The following is a 15,357-nucleotide window of genomic DNA, read 5'->3' on the forward strand; positions in this document are numbered from 1 at the left end:
GCCCGGCACGCCACGAGCCATCTCAGTCGCACGCGCTGATTCTGTACAGACCAACCGGTCCGGACGTGTACACGGGATCGACCACTCCCTCGTGCTCAACGCCTTCAAGGCCCCGGTACAGACCCTTGCTGCCCGCGCCGATATTCAGGGTGTCTTCGAAGTCCAGATACCATCGTGCTCCCTGGTCTCTGACCTCTTGGCAGACTTTGGGGTCGGAGCGAGCCTGGTTGAGGTGTTGGAGAATAGCTTCGAACTTCCGGGGCGGCTGGCTCAATGAATGCCTGCTCGTCACCTTGCGATCATCGAGGGCGTACGCGACCGCTGACCCCTCCCACGGATTGACAACAATGGTGTCGCTTTTGGGAACCAAGCGATCGATCTGGTCCAGAACATTTTTTTCGTCGGTTGTAATGAGTATTGAATCCGGGGTTACCTTGAATTCATGCGCCGTCGAGGCAACGGCCTCGTCGACCGGGCCGAACTTGCCCAAAAGGATGGGGCTGAACGAGAGCAGGACAAGTCCGACAGCGCTGGATATCCGAACCATGTATTTTCTCGCCCCGCAAAGATCACTCAGCGCGGCCGCTCCTTTGTGAATAACGTGCGACATGCCCAGCCCCGCAAGGACGACGGCCGGAACAGCAGTAAGCGCCGCCAGACGAATTTCGTCAGCATACCAAGGGCCGACCATCAGGAGACGAAAGGCGCCCGCCGGCTCAGAAGCCACGACCACCCAGAGCCAGCACAAAATGATCCACGACCCGACAATCCAGCGGTGTCGCCTGGAGCGCAACGCCCAATAGATTCCCACGAACACCAGTATGCTCATTCCCCAAGCGGCCGGGATTCGGTTGAAACCGTTCGAAACGAACTGACCGAAGGCGTCGATCTGGCTGTACTTCGGCTCCCACGTTGAGGTCTCGGGCGCTGGCCGAACTTTCCACCACATGGCGATGCACATGAGCGTCGCGAGAGCCAACAGAGAACAAGAGAGACGTCGCGGTCCTTCGTATTTGCCGGTGAAGCAACGAACGAGCTCTATCAGCACCAAGGGGACAACGAGCACCGCGGCTGAGGTCAACGCATTCGGGTGAGACAACGTGACCGCGGAGCCCCCAATGATCAAGCTCGGAACGACCGGCCACCACCCGCTCCACCGCTGCTGCACCACCATGTCCACGGCAGCTATCAGCATCGCCAGGAAGGCCGGAAGGATCGCATACCCCAGAAGGTTCGGGTACAGAATCCCCCATTTCAGAAGAAGACTCGGGAACACGACGACGGCGCCGGAGAACCCGACCGCAGAAAAAACAAAAACTCGATCCCGTGGTCTCAGCGCCAAAGCCAGGGAGAAGACGGAGAGCGGCCAGACGAAACCGGCTATGACCAAGGTCGCGGCGTTCGTCGCGACCGGAATGGAGCTCGGAAACACCGAATATATGAGGTAGACGAAGTCATGCCAACCGGCCGGATAGAACGCACCGGACCCGTCGGATGTGGTCATGGCACCCAAAGACAGACTCGACCCGTCACCCGTGTCGGCAATCCACCGAATAGCGTTCAGGTGAAAAATATTGTCGTAGCTCTGAGAGACAGCATCGGGATGGAGAATGCTTTTCTTGATTTGACCGATGATCATAAGAGCCGCAACCCCGACGCCGAGCACTCCAGCCATCACGACCGAGCCAGAGGCCCCTTCCCCGAGACGACCATCTCGCCCCCTCGCCCAGCACCACGACGCGCCCCAGAGGACCGCGGTCACAACGAGGGTGATGCTCGTAAAGGAGAGAAAACCCCAGCGGAATCCCATCCACCCCGAAACCACTGACGCAACGGTCATCGAACCAACAGAAAATATTGGCGCATTCGCAAGACAAAAGCGTACAGGCAACTTCAACGCCAGTCCGACAAGAAAACCTGGCACTACCACAGCAGCGATCCCCACCAGGACAGGGGGCAATATTGGGTACCAATCCATGAAAAACCTGTATCTGAGAGTTTCTTATTCTGCGCCGAACTATGTGTTCTGCCCCGAGGGCCGATCGACGTGGTTCGCCCGGCGGAAACCATTGATCGCCACTTCCCAACACACTCACCAGTGGAGACCCGATTGAATGAGCGTTCCGGCCGTCAACCGCCACACTGCGCCACAGCGCCCCTCACTGTCCGAGAACCAGCCTTTCGGATCAGACGGGTCTTCCCGAGCTGCGCATCTGTACTCGATAGTCCAGGATAGCCTAGTCAGAGCGCGGTTACAACGAAATCGACACAGACGCCGCCTACCCCCGAGGTGGATTCTCACTCGGTGAGTCTGGACGTTCGACGTAGTGACCCAGGCCACTAGACTGATCGTGCACTGACTCCGAACGAAAGAAGAATCCATGCGCGCCGCCCGTTATTACCAGAACCACGACATCCGAATTGACGACGTCGAACCGCCGACAGCAGGTCCCGGCGAGGTTCTCATCGACGTCGCGTGGTCCGGTATCTGCGGCACCGACCTCCACGAGTACCTGGACGGGCCGATCTTCGTTCCGCCGAAGGGCCAGCCCCACCCGATTTCCGGTGAAGAAGCGCCCGTCACGCTCGGACACGAAATGAGCGGCACCGTCGCCGCCCTCGGTGAGGGCGTTGACGGTCTCCAGGTCGGACAGAAGGTCGTCGTCGAGCCCCTTCTCGTCCGCGAGCGCGATTGGGAGGACCCCCATTATCAGCTCAGCCCTGACATGAACTTCATCGGCTTGGGCGGTGGAGGCGGCGGCCTCGGGGAGCAGATTGCCGTCAACCGTCACTGGGTCCACCCGATTGCGGACTCGGTGGGGCTCGATGAAGCGGCCCTGATCGAGCCCCTCTCCATCACACACCACGCTTTCATGCGGTCCGGAGCCACTCGGGGAGATACCGCCATTATCGGCGGCGCCGGGCCCATCGGCTTGCTGACCGCCGCCGTGGCCAAGACGGAAGGCCTGACCGTTGTCGTCTCGGAACTGTCGGATCTGCGTCGCCAGAAGGCCCTGGACGCAGGGGTGGCCGATTATGCCTTTGATCCCCGGGAAGTGGACGTGGCCGAGGAGGTCCGCGGGCTCACCGAGGGGAAGGGGGCGGACGTCGGCTTCGAGTGCAGCTCGGTCGACGTCGTGCTGGATATGCTTCTCGACGCCGTTCGCCCGGCCGGCGTGATCGTCAACGTATCGATTTGGGGGCACGAGCCCAAGGTCGCGTTGCACAAACTGGTCATGAAGGAGATCGACCTCCGGGGCACCATCGGATACTCGTACGACCACCCCGCGACCATCAAGCTCGTTGAAGAAGGCCGAGTGGATCTCCGTCCGTTCATCACGGGGAAGATCGGCCTCGACGACCTGATCGACAAGGGCTTCGACACGTTGATCAACCACAACGAGACGGCGGTGAAGATTCTGGTATCCCCGACCGGGCAGGGGCTCGAGAGCTGACACCCTGCCTCGGGAAGCTCGAGTTGAGTGTTTGCCGCCCTTGCCTCACGCGGCCAGAGAAGTGCCGACGACGTCGACCCGTCGCCGCTCACGCCCGAACGTGGTTGATCGCAGCCATGGTCCGGTCGGTTCGGCTACCTCGCGTCGAGAATCTGCTCGCGCAGAATATCCGCGTGTCCGCAATGCTGTGCGTGCTCCCGCAGGACCTGCATCATGATCCAGTGCAGCGTCAGGGGCCCTCGCCGGTTACCGGACCAGATGTCCTTGCCATGCGTTGAACGCACCGCCGCGCGCGAGGCCTCGCACGCGGTTTCGAACGCGGACCTGACAGACTCGATCGTGTCCTCCGGAGCGAGAACAAAGGACTCGTCGGGCCCTGCCGGGAGGCCCGACTCTGCCCGCGATATGCCGGTGCGAGCTTCCTCGAACCAAACCCGCTCGACGAAAGTGGCGTGCTTGACCAGGCCCAGGAGCGTCGTCTTCGAAGGCACGAGTTGTCTCCGCGCTTCGGATTCGCTCAGGCCGTCAAGGCTCGAGGCGATCATCTCGCGATGCTCCTCGACGAAGGCCCTGAGCTGGGCGTCGACGTCGGCGTCGTAAAAATCCGGATGATCTGGAGTCGTCATGCACCCAGTGTGCACCCGTCGACCGCGCAGCCGGTATGGGTTCAGAGGTATGGCAGCGTGAATTCGGGGCTCGCCATATCGCCGGCTTGAGGGCTTTCCCCCGGAGGCCGGGCGTCGGCGCCGAGGACTGCGCTTGCGTCGTCGTTCGGCACGTACCCAATAGCCCGCCCCGGCTCGAGCGACCAGAACCGGTGCCGGTTGGCCGAGACCGCGTAGAAGACGCTGTACGGCACGTGTGTGGTCATGGCCGCCTCGAAGGCGAGGTTGGCGTCGCCAGGGCTGAGCCAGGTGGCCGCGTCACGATCCGTCGTGGGCCGCTCTTTGTACGTACCGATGCGAATATTGCACACCTGGATGCCGAACTTGTCCGCATACAGCCGGGTCAAAGCTTCGACCGCAGCTTTGCTGGCACCGTACAGGCCGTCTGGCCGTATGGTTGAGTGATCATCGAGCAGCTCATTCGTGGCGTGAAATCCTGTGAGCCGATTGCTCGACGCGTAGACGAGACGCGGGACCCCGGCACTGCGCATCGCTTCCAGCACGTGGTAAGTCCCCAGCGCATTGACGCGCATCAGGTCAGCGTACGGCGCTTCGTCAGGAATGCCCGCCAGATGAACGACGCCGTCGCAACCAGGCAACAATGCGGCAACCGACTGCGGGTCATCGAGATCGAAGGCCCTCGCCGACTCATTGGAAGCGGGGTTGGATGGGGCTTCCAGGTCGGCGATGACAAGATGCGCCACCCGCTCACGCAGATAACTGCGCAATTGCCTGCCGATTCTGCCGCTCGCCCCGGTCAACAACCAGGTCTCGTTCGAAAGATCCGTCATGACCTCGATGCTAGTGGCCACGATCACTCGCCGCGGGAAATGACCTCGTCAACGAGTCTTCACCGTGCACCCGCGCCGGGCCAGTCAGTCATGCTGCGTCATGGCCTGATGAAGCATGGTGCCGCCCACGGAGTACATGTCAGAGTGGACCTCCTCGATCAGCACGTGCACCGACTCTTCCGGGGCTCCGGTGACCTTGGAGATGGCATCAGTAATACCCTGGACCACATCACGGTATTGGGCCTGTCGGTCACCGTTCATCATCTCCGGAACGATGGCGAGATTGACGATAGGCATAAGAGTTCCTCCTCGATGTGATTGCCCTCAGTCTCAAGGATGCGCGTGACCATCACGTTCCGGAAGACAGCACTTGAAATTCAGGACCTTACCCAGAAGTAGGAGATGGCCGAGAATGACAGAACGTACCCCGGAGGATTTTTGTGGATCTACCGTGCACCGAACGATCAGCCTGATCGGCGGCAAGTGGACCATGCTGATCCTCTGGCGACTCCTGGAGCGCGAACACCGCTACGCCGACCTGCAACGCCAGGTTGGTGACGTCTCCCAGAAAGTGCTCTCGGCCGAGCTGAAAACACTCGTCCAAGCCGGCCTGGTCGAGCGAGAAGTCAATCCGACCGTTCCCCCGCAGGTCACCTACCGGATCACTCCCAAAGGGCAGTCTCTTGACAGCGTTTTCACAAGTCTCTCGCGCTGGGGAGAGACTCATCTGCAAGAATGACGCCGAAGCGCACGCCGGAAGACCCATGCAGAATCGTTGGCCTTCGAACAAAGAAAACCGCCCCGCATAGAAGCCTACGGGGCGGTTTTCAGTGGCTCCGACCGGCGTCGATCCGGTGACCTTACAATTTGGAGTTCGCGGCAACCACGGGTTTCCCCGGGGCCTCGGCGGCGTCGGTGCCTGCTGTGATCAGTTCCGTTCGGCAGCCCATCCGGCTTTCAACGCATCCAGGTTGCGGGCGATGAGCATGTTGCAGGAGACCCGGGCCGCCCCGGCCGCTTGAGACAGGGCACGGATCTGGTCAGCGTTCGGATCCAGACGGTACTTGTAGGTCCGCAGATCGGATTCTGTCTGTTCCGTGTCCATGCTCCACCTCAGTGCCTGTTCATTGAGTCCGTGTTCTGGTCTCCACTGTAGGGAGGGGGCCTGACAACTTAAGGGCCTGCCCTTAAAGCGGCACCCCAACCACACGGGAGCGCCAACGACCGACGATTGACCCTGCAACGTGTGGATACGTACAATATTCTGTACGTTAGAAAGGTGTAGAGGCATGAGAACGATGTCGTACTCAGAGTCACGGGCGCGGTACGCCGAAACCCTGGATGCAGTCACCGGCGACCGGGAAGAGGTCATCATTACCCGCGCCGGCCACGACCCGGTAGTGATGGTTTCTCTCGATGACTACGAATCGCTGAAGGAGACCGCCTACCTCCTCAGGAACCCGGCAAATGCTCGTCGACTCCTGGCTTCCATCGACCGCCTAGAGAACGGGGGCGGGACTCGGCAGGAGCTGACTGAATGAGTCTGGTGTGGGACGAGGCCGCCTGGGCGGATTATCTCTGGTGGCAGGCCCAGGACCGCAAAACCCTCAAGCGCATCAACACGCTCATCAAAGACATCCAACGCAACGGCAACGAGGGTATCGGCAAGCCCGAACCCCTCAAGCACGGCTTCTCCGGGTACTGGTCCCGCCGCATCACCGACGAGCACAGACTCGTCTACAAGGTCAGCGGCGACGACATACGGATTGCAGCCTGCCGGTATCACTACGAATAACCCAGGATCGATTCACCGGAGGGATCCCCATCTCCGTTTCCGATCGTCGTTTTCGTGATCTGATCACCGCTGCGGCAGAGAGGCGAGCTGACTGGTGAAGGGCTAGTCATATGTGCCGGCTTGGACAGTTTGTCAGGGAATTTGGCGGCCCATCGCCTGCAGGTGGCCGGCGGCCACCGATGGTTGATAGGTCCAGGATTCGGTACGGTGGCCAGCACAAGCATTACGCCAGTGTGATGATCCCTGTGGTTGGTCCTTGTAGGTCTTCCCACCGTTCCACGATCTCGTCGGGCTTGGAGTCAGCGAAGCGTTGGTATGGGGTCGGCATGATCGTGGCTCCCCAATCTTCAACGCGCATTCCGATGCAGCTGAAATTCTTGGTATTGCGTCGGTATCGTCCGAGATCGACTGAACTCGGTCCGATGATGCAGCTCGATGTCAGCTCCGTGTAGTCGCGAAATGGGACCTCTAGGCGCTGGTCCTCTGTCTTGAGCTTCCGAGATGCCCCGAATGGCTTGTCCACGGCTCGATCGAGCGACTGTTGACAAAGAAAACCGCCCCGCATAGAAGCCTACGGGGCGGTTTTCAGTGGCTCCGACCGGCGTCGATCCGGTGACCTTACGATTTTCAGTCGTACGCTCTACCAACTGAGCTACAGAGCCAGGCACATCTTCTGCAGATATGCCACGACGGCGTCTCGCCTGACTTTCATCAGAAGAAATACGCCGCCAGAGCGACCCTGACGGGACTTGAACCCGCGACCTCCGCCGTGACAGGGCGGCGCGCTAACCAACTGCGCTACAGGGCCTAGAAGTTTTTTCCAACGAGCTAAAACCTTATTGGAACAAACTCAGGTGTGCAAATCGGTGATTTGCAGTACCCCCAACGGGATTCGAACCCGTGCCGCCGCCGTGAAAGGGCGGTGTCCTAGGCCGCTAGACGATGGGGGCTTAGGCCAGCTCGGGAGTTTCCTCGCTTGGACCTCCATAAGCATAATCGCCTTCGGAGCCTGAGCACAAATCGAATCGGCGAAAAGCGTCCCGAATCACAACCGGCGGCCGATCCGGGGACTTCCGAACCGGCCGCCGTCCTGTGTTTCGGACCAATCAGCCCCAGACGACGCCCGGGCGCGGGGCGGAATCGATGCGTTCGTCCTCGAGCTCGGGGACGATCATGACCGGGTTGTCGGAGCTGTGCAGCACGCCTTGGGAGGTCGAACCGAGGATCATGCCGGTCAGACCACCGCGACCACGAGTACCGACCACGATCATGTCCGCCTCCTGGCCCGCCTCGATCAGAACCTTGACCGGGGAGCCGTCAATAAGCTCCGCACTGACCTCGAGCTTCGGGTAGAAGCCGCTGATCCATTCCTTGGCCTGATTCTGCAGATCTTCGACCTCGCGGTACATGGCCTCGAAGTCGACCGCCGCCGGAACCCAGTTCACCGCGCCCGTGAAGGGGGCGAGAGCGTTCACCAGCTTCAGCCCCACACCCATGCGCTCCGCCTGCTCCGCGGCCTTGAGGATCGCGATACGGGCCTGGTCGGAACCGTCCGAACCCACGGCGACGCCGTGGCTCGGTTGCAGGATCGTGGCATCCTCCGCGTGCCTCTTGGCCCAGTTGAGGGGAACGACGACGACAGGGCAGTGCGACTTGGCGGGCAGCGCCGTCGAGACGGTACCGAGCAGCCGTCCGAGGAACCCTTTGGCCGACCGGGACCCAACCACGATCAGTTCGGCCCTCTTGGACAATTCGAGCAGGATTCCGGATGCGTCGCCCGTCTCCACGGTGGCGCGAAGCTCGACGTCGTCGCCCTCGACACGGCGGTGGGCCTCATCGAGAATCTGGGTGACGCCGTCCTCGAGGGCTTTGTCGTCGATGACCGAATAGCCTGAGTCGAAGCCCGTCCCCGTGAACACCGGCAGGGAGTACGCGGTGACGAGCCGTACCGGCACTTTCCGCCGTTTTGCTTCGGCGACCGCCCAGGTCAGGGCGCCATAGCTCTGGTCGGAACCGTCGATCCCGACGACGACCTCGCCGTGTATGTGCCCCAGGTCCTGATGACCGGAGCCTTCCGCGACGGCGCGGGCTCCGAACGTACTGTTGGAATTCGAACCATTCGTGTCTGACATGGCGTCCCTCCTCGGGTAGTACCTACCCTCATTCTAGGACGTCCCTCACACTTTGTCCCTGGCCAGGAGCCAATTACGCGGCAAGTCCGGCGCACCATCGAGTGCGACCGGCCGGGACCGGCTGCCGCCGCCGACCCCGGAACCCGAGAGGCCCGGGCCCCGAGGAACCCAGGCCCCGAGGTCCGAGCGACGGCCCCGGAGCCGGAGCCGGGCGGCGTCGGCCGCTACTGTCCACTGCGGGAAATCTGCACCATGTCTTCCCGGGGCACGACCTTGACGCGCTTGCGGGGGTTGCCCTCGGCGTCAGTCGCTTCCTGCCCGAGCGACTGTTCGTGCTCGTCGAGGGTGTGCCAGCCTTCCCACGTCGTGTACTCGATGCCCTTGGACTCGAGGAATCCGGGGATGCTGTCGGCGTCGGCGTCGCTCGCAGTGAATTCGCGCTCCTCCAGGAGGTGCGTGATGGTTTCGAGCGCATCGGACTTGGTCGAGCCGATCAGCCCCACGGGGCCGCGCTTGATCCAGCCGGTCGCGTACAGGCCGGGAATCGGGGACTCGGTCTCGTCGAGAACTCGGCCTTCCTCATTGGGAATGACGCCGCGGGTCACGTCGTAGCCGATCTCCGGGAGCTCCGAACCGTGGTAACCGATCGCGCGGTACACGGCCTGGACCGGGTACTCGACCGTCTCGCCCGTGGGCCGGATTCCGCCGGCACCGTCGAGTTCGTTGCGCTCCATGCGGATCGCGCGGACCTTGCCGTTCTCGTCGCCCACGATCTCCGCCGGGGACTGCAGGAAGTGCAGGTGGAGCCTGCGGGAAGCGGTTCCCGGGTTCTCCTTCTGCTCCTCCCGCCACTTGTCCAGGGTCTTGATGAGGGCCTTGATCTGGTTGTTGGACTCGATCGCGGCCTCGGAGGCTTCGTCGTACTGGAATTCCTCCTCGTGGAGGACGATGTCGACGTCGCGGGACTTCGCCAGTTCCCGGAGCTCGAGCGGGGTGAACTTCATCTGCGCCGGACCACGACGACCGAAAATGTGGACGTCGGTCACCGGAGACTTCTTGAGTCCCTCGTACACGTTGTCGGGAATCTCGGTCACCAGGAGGTCCTCGGCGTGCTTGGAGAGGACACGGGCGACGTCGAGCGCGACGTTCCCGTTCCCGAGAACCGCGATCTCCTTCGCGTCGAGGGTCCATTCGCGGGACACGTCCGGGTGGCCGTCGTACCAAGCCACGAAGTCGGCGGCGCCATAGGACCCTTCGAGCTCGATGCCCGGAATGTGCAGGGACGCGTCGTAGTACGCCCCCGTCGCGAAGATGACGGCGTCGTAGTGCTCGCGCAGCTCGGCCAGAGTCACGTCCGCGCCGTATTCGACATTGCCGAAGAACCGCAGCTTCGGGTTCTCCATGATCTTGTGCAACGAGGTGATGATGCCCTTGATGCGCGGGTGGTCGGGGGCGACGCCGTAGCGGATCAGGCCGAACGGAGCGGGGTAGCGATCGAAGATGTCGATGCTGACATCCACCTCGCCGTCGGCGACGGCGTCGGACTTGGTCAGCAGGTCCGAGGCATACACGCCGGCGGGACCCGATCCGATCACGGCGACGCGCAGCGGACGAGCGGGGTTTTCAGACACAGAGATTCCTTTCATTGCCGATGTCAGGGCTGGGCCCGGACACGGAGCAGTACGGAGACACTGTCTTTCAGTCTAACGAGATGACGTGGGACAGGTCAGGGTGACCTTAGTAATTCTTCGTGGAACTTCATCTCCGGACCCACAGTCGCGCACGCCGCGGAAAGGTGCGGCGGATCGGGGGCGTCGGGTTCCCGCGGGGTTCCCGCAGGGGTGTCGGGTTCCCGCGGGGTTCCCCGCAGGGTGGGGTGGGAGGCGGCGAGGTGCGACGGTGCTGGGCAGCGTTCGGGGGGGGGCAGCGGGATGCGACGGGCCCCGCGGGAGGAGGTAGCGGAATGCGACGCCCCTCTTGCTCTTGGGTGGCGGTTACCCGATCACGTGGCGTTTGCCGTCATCAGGTGGTGGTTGAACCGCCTCCTAACGAAGGAAAAGGCCACACAAGCAGGTAACCGCCACCCAACGGACCTCGATATGTTCACGAAAGGGCCGACATTCGGCCGGGAAACGCCGCTCAAACGGGTAACCGCCACCCAACGGCGTCGGGCGGGACCACGACGACGTCGAAATGCCGCCGGAAAACGCCGTCGAGCCGCCGGAAACCGCCGCCGAATCGGGTAACTGCCACCCAACGGCTGCCCTGTGGTGCATGGGCCGCCGCCTGCCACCCGTCCGTCCAGCGATCCACCCGCCGTCCAGCCGCCCAGCGGTCCAGCCGCCCAGCGGTCCAACCGTCCGACCGTCCAACCCCCCCAACCATCCAGCACCCGGCCGCACACGACCCACGTCCTCTCGGGCCGGTAGCGAAACCTCGGCGCCGCATCCCTGCGGGGCCGCCATAGGTCATAAGGTATGGGACATGAGCATTCGTCCTTCTTCACCCAATAACTCCGACGACATCGAGACGCGGCCCGAGGATCCGGATCAGGGCACCGAGGGGCGGGACACCGGCCTCGATCCCGACGGCATGGGGCGGGAGGCCCCGCGGGAAAATCTCTTCCGCTACGCCAACGGCCAGTGGATCGACACGCATGAGATCCCCGCGGACCGCGGCATCGACGGCGCGTTCTACGCCCTCAGGGATCTCTCCGAGGAACGGACCCGGGAGATCATCGTTTCCGCCGGCGAAGCCGATCCTGAGTCGAAGGTCGGCGCCCTGTACAACTCGTTCATGAACGAGGACGCCGTCGAGACCGCGGGCAACACACCACTCGACGAAGACCTGGCCGTCCTGGATGCGGCCGAGGACAAGGACGGACTGGTTGACGCTCTGGCAACGCTGGACGCCAGCGGCGTCGGAAGCCCGGTGGGGGTCTACGTCAACAACGACGCCAAGAACGCGACCCAATACGTCCCCTACCTCGTGCAGTCCGGTCTCGGGCTCCCGGACGAGGAGTACTACCGGGAGGAGAAGTACGCCGAGATCCGTGAGGCGTACCGCGAGCACATCGCCCGCATGTTCGAGATCACCGGCACCGCCGCGAAACTCGGCGAGACCCCGGAGTCGGCGGCGCAGCAAGTCTTCGATTTCGAGACTCGGCTCGCCTCCCACCATTGGGACAAGGTGACCTGCCGGGATGCGCACAAGACGTACAACCCCTATGACCCGGACATGCTCCGCAACGAATTCCCGGGGTTCCCATGGGGTCGATGGATCGAGGACCTGGGCGGCAGCGAGGAGAGCTTCTCGCGCGTCGTCGTCGCCCAGCCCTCCTATCTGGAAGCCTTCGCGAAGCTGTGGCAGTCCGAGCCCCTGGAGTCGTGGAAGCTCTGGGCCGTGTGGCACATCGTCCACGCGCGGGCAGCATTCCTCCACGACGCCGCCGTGCAGGAGAACTTCCGTTTCTACTCCCAGCGGCTCATGGGCACCGAGCAGATCCGGGACCGCTGGAAGCGCGGCGTCGGGCTGGTCGAGTCACTGCTGGGCGAGGAAGTCGGCAAGGAATACGTCGCCCGCCACTTCCCGCCGGAGCACAAGACGCGGATGCAGGAACTCGTCGGCAACCTGATCGAGGCGTACCGGGATTCGATCTCGTCCCTCGAGTGGATGACCCCGCAGACCCGTGAGCGCGCCTTGGAGAAGCTGTCCAAGTTCACCACCAAGATCGGCTACCCGGACGAGTGGCGCGACTACTCCGGGCTGCAGATCGGCGAGAACCTCATGGACAACGTGCGGGCCGGGAACCGGTTCGAGCACGACTACGAACTCGGGAAACTGGGCCAGCCGATCAACCGCCACGAATGGCACATGACACCGCAGACGGTGAACGCCTACTTCAACCCGGTGATGAACGAGATCGTGTTCCCCGCCGCGATCCTGCAGCCGCCTTTCTTCTCGATGGACGCCGACGACGCCGCGAACTACGGCGGCATCGGCGCGGTGATCGGCCACGAGATCGGTCACGGATTCGACGACCAGGGCGCGAAGTACGACGGCGACGGCAACCTCAACGACTGGTGGACCGAGACGGACCTCGAGGAATTCGAGCGACGCACGAGCGCGCTGGTCGCCCAGTTCAACGAGTACACGCCCGAGGGCCTGGACCCGGAGACGGACCACGTCAACGGCGACCTGACGCTGGGCGAGAACATCGGTGACCTGGGCGGGCTGACCATCGCGATCAAGGCCTACCGCAAAGCCCTCGAGAAACAGGGCCTGACGCTCGACACGGCGCCCGACCTGGACGGCATCACCGCTGTCCAGCGCCTCATCATTTCCTTCGCCCAGATCTGGCGGTCCAAGGCGCGGCCCGAAACGGCCAAGATGTTGCTGTCGATCGACCCCCACTCCCCCGCCGAATTCCGGTGCAACGGGACCGTGCGCAACGTGGACGAATTCCACGAGGCGTTCGTTGTCCGACCCCAGGACCCGATGTGGCTCGACCCGGAGAAACGGGTGAGCATCTGGTGACGCCCGAGGTTCTCGTCGTCGGTTCGGTGAGCCGGGACGTCGCCGTGACCGTCGACCGGTTCCCCGTTCCCGGTGAAACCGTGGTGGGTCATTCCGTGTCCTACGGACTCGGCGGAAAGGGCGCGAATCAGGCCGTCGCCTCGGCGTTGACCGGGGTCCCGACATCATTCCTCGGATGCGTCGGGACCGACGAGGCGGGCCGTGGTCTGCTGTCCACGCTTCGCGAGCGCGGGGTCATCACGGAGCACACGACCACCGTCTCTGGCGACTCCGGTTCGGCACACATCACGGTCGACGCCGACGGCGAGAACTCGATCTCGATCGTTCCCGCGGCGAATCGGTCGGTGACCACGGACGTCGTCGCCAGTGCGCGCGATCGGGACTTCGACGGCGCATCCGTGGTGGTCGCGCAGGGAGAGATCCCCGTCGGGACGCTTGAGGAGCTCGGTCGGGCCGTCGCCGCGTCCGGGGTCCGGTTCGTTCTGAATCTGGCGCCTGCCATCGAGGTATCCGCGGAGTGCCTCGCCGCGGCGGACGTGCTGATGGTCAACCAGTCCGAAGCCGAGGCCATCATGCGCAGGCACGGCCTGTCCTCGGTCGAGGGACGGGCGTCCTTCGCCGAAGGCGCGGCGGGATCCGGGGCGCCCGTGGCCGCGAGGGTGTCCGTGGCCGCGGGGGCGTCTGAGCCCGCCGGGGCGTCCGTGGCCGAGGCGGTGTCTGAGTCCGCCGGGGATTCTGAACCCGTCGGAGCGGCGCAGTCCGCCGGGGCGTCCGTGGCCGAGAGGTTGACCGAGATCGTGCGCTGCGCCGTCGTGACCTTGGGCGATTCTGGGTCGGTCGTGGCGGTCCGGGCTGACGAGACCCCAGGGCCCGCGATCATCAGGAGGATCGACGCGGCACGGGTCGAGCCTGTCGTGGACACCACGGGTGCGGGAGACGCCTATGCGGGAGTCTTCTCCGCCGCGCTGGCCCGGAGGCTCCGCGGCAGCGACGCCGACGGCAGCGACGGCGGCGATATCGACGGCGGCGGTTTCCGCTCGGGAGACCCGCTTCTCGCGGAGATCGTGGCCTCGTGCGCGGCGATTGCTTCACGCGAGGCGGCGAAGGTCGTTGGGGCGGCGGGGGCGTCGTCGTCCTACTCATCATTCTCAGTGGAGGAACAATGAACGTTGATCTCAATTCCGATTCGGGCGAATCCTTCGGGTCATGGACCATGGGCGACGACGCCGCAATGGCCCAGATCGTCTCCTCGCTCAACGTGGCCTGTGGTTTTCACGCGGGCGATCCCGACGTCGCCCGCGTGACCTGCCGGGCCGCCGCCGACGCCGGAGTCGCCGTCGGAGCCCACGTCGCCTATCCCGATCTGCAGGGCTTCGGCCGCCGTGTCATGGACATGGCCCACGACGAACTCGTGAACGCGACCATCTACCAAATCGGCGCGCTCCAGGCGATCGCGCGGGCATCCAGGACCCGGGTGACCTACGTGAAGCCGCACGGTGCTCTCTACAACCGCATCGCCCGCGACGCCGCGCAGGCCGCGGCCGTCGCGGAAGGCATCGCTTCGGTGAGCACAGACCTGCCGATCCTGGTTCTCCCGGACTCGGAGATCCAGAAGGCGGCACAGGACGCGGGATTGCGCGCCGTCCCCGAGGTATTCGCCGACCGTGGCTACAACCCCGATGGGTCCTTGGTCTCCCGACGTGAGAAGGGCGCCGTGCTGCACGACGCGAGAGAGATCGCCGACCGCGTGGTCCGCATGGTCGAGGAAGGCCTCGTCACCGCCGTCGACGGTTCGGACGTCCGAGTCTCGGCCGAGAGCGTGTGCGTCCACGGAGACACCCCCGGAGCCGTCGACATTGCGCGAACGATCCGTCGGGGTCTGGACGACGCCGGCATCGAGGTCCAGAGTTTCGTCTGACGGCGACGACGCCGCGCAGGGGTCGAGGGGGCTGCGGGGCGCCGGGCGTTGGGCGCTGGGCGCTG

The 15,357-nt window shown here is 63.7% G+C and carries 14 protein-coding genes and 3 tRNA genes; 7 read left to right on the forward strand and 10 right to left on the reverse strand.

All coding sequences use genetic code 11. The features are described from left to right. Positions 1 to 22 precede the first annotated feature (22 nt). Entirely contained in the window at positions 23 to 1,978 is a 1,956-nt protein-coding gene (locus ACTSLZ_RS00575) for a DUF6541 family protein (protein WP_443095360.1), read from the reverse strand. 403 nt (positions 1,979 to 2,381) lie between these two features. On the opposite strand from ACTSLZ_RS00575, the gene ACTSLZ_RS00580 reads away from it, so the two are divergent. Then, the gene (locus tag ACTSLZ_RS00580; protein ID WP_443095361.1) at positions 2,382 to 3,455 is read left to right on the forward strand and encodes a 2,3-butanediol dehydrogenase; all 1,074 of its coding nucleotides are present in this window, start codon (positions 2,382 to 2,384) and stop codon (positions 3,453 to 3,455) included. A 134-nt stretch (positions 3,456 to 3,589) separates the two neighbouring features. On the opposite strand, the gene ACTSLZ_RS00585 is transcribed toward ACTSLZ_RS00580, so the two are convergent. The 3 genes from ACTSLZ_RS00585 to ACTSLZ_RS00595 all read right to left on the reverse strand — a co-directional run bounded on the left by ACTSLZ_RS00585 (position 3,590) and on the right by ACTSLZ_RS00595 (position 5,208). Then, complete coding sequence (locus ACTSLZ_RS00585) at positions 3,590 to 4,081, reverse strand: DinB family protein (RefSeq protein ID WP_443095362.1); 492 nt, start codon at positions 4,079 to 4,081, stop codon at positions 3,590 to 3,592. Between the two features lie 41 nt (positions 4,082 to 4,122). Then, the gene (locus tag ACTSLZ_RS00590; RefSeq protein ID WP_443095363.1) at positions 4,123 to 4,911 is read right to left on the reverse strand and encodes an NAD-dependent epimerase/dehydratase family protein; all 789 of its coding nucleotides are present in this window, start codon (positions 4,909 to 4,911) and stop codon (positions 4,123 to 4,125) included. A gap of 84 nt (positions 4,912 to 4,995) precedes the next feature. Next, the gene (locus ACTSLZ_RS00595; RefSeq protein ID WP_443095364.1) at positions 4,996 to 5,208 is read right to left on the reverse strand and encodes a 2-hydroxymuconate tautomerase; all 213 of its coding nucleotides are present in this window, start codon (positions 5,206 to 5,208) and stop codon (positions 4,996 to 4,998) included. A 115-nt stretch (positions 5,209 to 5,323) separates the two neighbouring features. Between ACTSLZ_RS00595 and ACTSLZ_RS00600 the strand changes: the two genes are divergently transcribed. After that, positions 5,324 to 5,650, forward strand: coding sequence for a winged helix-turn-helix transcriptional regulator (locus ACTSLZ_RS00600; RefSeq protein ID WP_397555593.1), 327 nt, complete (start codon positions 5,324 to 5,326; stop codon positions 5,648 to 5,650). A 189-nt stretch (positions 5,651 to 5,839) separates the two neighbouring features. Here ACTSLZ_RS00600 and ACTSLZ_RS00605 read toward each other — a convergent pair whose 3' ends face one another. Continuing rightward, positions 5,840 to 6,016, reverse strand: a complete 177-nt coding sequence (locus ACTSLZ_RS00605) for a helix-turn-helix domain-containing protein (RefSeq protein ID WP_443095365.1) — start codon at positions 6,014 to 6,016, stop codon at positions 5,840 to 5,842. A gap of 184 nt (positions 6,017 to 6,200) precedes the next feature. On the opposite strand from ACTSLZ_RS00605, the gene ACTSLZ_RS00610 reads away from it, so the two are divergent. Both ACTSLZ_RS00610 and ACTSLZ_RS00615 read left to right on the forward strand, forming a co-directional pair. After that, positions 6,201 to 6,452: a type II toxin-antitoxin system Phd/YefM family antitoxin gene (locus tag ACTSLZ_RS00610; RefSeq protein WP_443095366.1), complete on the forward strand. Its 252-nt coding sequence runs from the start codon at positions 6,201 to 6,203 to the stop codon at positions 6,450 to 6,452. Then, a complete protein-coding gene (locus ACTSLZ_RS00615; protein ID WP_443095367.1) occupies positions 6,449 to 6,706 on the forward strand; it encodes a Txe/YoeB family addiction module toxin in 258 nt (85 codons plus the stop codon). The genes ACTSLZ_RS00610 and ACTSLZ_RS00615 overlap by 4 nt, the downstream gene beginning before the upstream one ends. A gap of 589 nt (positions 6,707 to 7,295) precedes the next feature. Here the strand turns inward: ACTSLZ_RS00615 and ACTSLZ_RS00620 are convergent. The 5 genes from ACTSLZ_RS00620 to ACTSLZ_RS00640 all read right to left on the reverse strand — a co-directional run bounded on the left by ACTSLZ_RS00620 (position 7,296) and on the right by ACTSLZ_RS00640 (position 10,484). Next, a tRNA-Phe gene (locus tag ACTSLZ_RS00620) sits at positions 7,296 to 7,368 on the reverse strand. A gap of 72 nt (positions 7,369 to 7,440) precedes the next feature. Further along, positions 7,441 to 7,514 (reverse strand) — tRNA-Asp (locus tag ACTSLZ_RS00625). Between the two features lie 69 nt (positions 7,515 to 7,583). Then, positions 7,584 to 7,656: transfer RNA gene (locus ACTSLZ_RS00630), tRNA-Glu, on the reverse strand. A 156-nt stretch (positions 7,657 to 7,812) separates the two neighbouring features. Beyond that, positions 7,813 to 8,838, reverse strand: a complete 1,026-nt coding sequence (locus ACTSLZ_RS00635; protein WP_129316151.1) for a universal stress protein — start codon at positions 8,836 to 8,838, stop codon at positions 7,813 to 7,815. Between the two features lie 224 nt (positions 8,839 to 9,062). Then, positions 9,063 to 10,484, reverse strand: coding sequence for an FAD-dependent oxidoreductase (locus ACTSLZ_RS00640; protein WP_443095368.1), 1,422 nt, complete (start codon positions 10,482 to 10,484; stop codon positions 9,063 to 9,065). A gap of 946 nt (positions 10,485 to 11,430) precedes the next feature. On the opposite strand from ACTSLZ_RS00640, the gene ACTSLZ_RS00645 reads away from it, so the two are divergent. Genes ACTSLZ_RS00645 through ACTSLZ_RS00655 form a run of 3 tightly spaced genes read left to right on the forward strand, consistent with a single transcriptional unit; the run spans position 11,431 to position 15,292 of the window. Continuing rightward, positions 11,431 to 13,374, forward strand: coding sequence for a M13 family metallopeptidase (locus ACTSLZ_RS00645; protein WP_443096070.1), 1,944 nt, complete (start codon positions 11,431 to 11,433; stop codon positions 13,372 to 13,374). After that, the gene (locus tag ACTSLZ_RS00650; RefSeq protein WP_443095369.1) at positions 13,338 to 14,540 is read left to right on the forward strand and encodes a ribokinase; all 1,203 of its coding nucleotides are present in this window, start codon (positions 13,338 to 13,340) and stop codon (positions 14,538 to 14,540) included. The genes ACTSLZ_RS00645 and ACTSLZ_RS00650 overlap by 37 nt, the downstream gene beginning before the upstream one ends. Beyond that, complete coding sequence (locus ACTSLZ_RS00655) at positions 14,537 to 15,292, forward strand: LamB/YcsF family protein (protein WP_443095370.1); 756 nt, start codon at positions 14,537 to 14,539, stop codon at positions 15,290 to 15,292. The genes ACTSLZ_RS00650 and ACTSLZ_RS00655 overlap by 4 nt, the downstream gene beginning before the upstream one ends. Positions 15,293 to 15,357: the final 65 nt, after the last annotated feature.

The sequence above is a fragment of the Rothia koreensis genome, assembly GCF_052232265.1.
Taxonomy (GTDB): domain Bacteria; phylum Actinomycetota; class Actinomycetes; order Actinomycetales; family Micrococcaceae; genus Rothia; species Rothia koreensis.

Excerpts from the sequence above, each read along its gene's own strand:
- ACTSLZ_RS00575 (WP_443095360.1), bottom strand. The coding sequence starts at position 1,978 with ATGGATTGGTACCCAATATTGCCCCCTGTCCTGGTGGGGATCGCTGCT.
- ACTSLZ_RS00610 (WP_443095366.1), top strand. The coding sequence starts at position 6,201 with ATGAGAACGATGTCGTACTCAGAGTCACGGGCGCGGTACGCCGAAACC.
- ACTSLZ_RS00605 (WP_443095365.1), bottom strand. The coding sequence starts at position 6,016 with ATGGACACGGAACAGACAGAATCCGATCTGCGGACCTACAAGTACCGT.
- ACTSLZ_RS00640 (WP_443095368.1), bottom strand. The coding sequence starts at position 10,484 with ATGAAAGGAATCTCTGTGTCTGAAAACCCCGCTCGTCCGCTGCGCGTC.
- ACTSLZ_RS00590 (WP_443095363.1), bottom strand. The coding sequence starts at position 4,911 with ATGACGGATCTTTCGAACGAGACCTGGTTGTTGACCGGGGCGAGCGGC.
- ACTSLZ_RS00595 (WP_443095364.1), bottom strand. The coding sequence starts at position 5,208 with ATGCCTATCGTCAATCTCGCCATCGTTCCGGAGATGATGAACGGTGAC.
- ACTSLZ_RS00585 (WP_443095362.1), bottom strand. The coding sequence starts at position 4,081 with ATGACGACTCCAGATCATCCGGATTTTTACGACGCCGACGTCGACGCC.
- ACTSLZ_RS00635 (WP_129316151.1), bottom strand. The coding sequence starts at position 8,838 with ATGTCAGACACGAATGGTTCGAATTCCAACAGTACGTTCGGAGCCCGC.
- ACTSLZ_RS00655 (WP_443095370.1), top strand. The coding sequence starts at position 14,537 with ATGAACGTTGATCTCAATTCCGATTCGGGCGAATCCTTCGGGTCATGG.
- ACTSLZ_RS00600 (WP_397555593.1), top strand. The coding sequence starts at position 5,324 with ATGACAGAACGTACCCCGGAGGATTTTTGTGGATCTACCGTGCACCGA.
- ACTSLZ_RS00645 (WP_443096070.1), top strand. The coding sequence starts at position 11,431 with ATGGGGCGGGAGGCCCCGCGGGAAAATCTCTTCCGCTACGCCAACGGC.
- ACTSLZ_RS00580 (WP_443095361.1), top strand. The coding sequence starts at position 2,382 with ATGCGCGCCGCCCGTTATTACCAGAACCACGACATCCGAATTGACGAC.
- ACTSLZ_RS00615 (WP_443095367.1), top strand. The coding sequence starts at position 6,449 with ATGAGTCTGGTGTGGGACGAGGCCGCCTGGGCGGATTATCTCTGGTGG.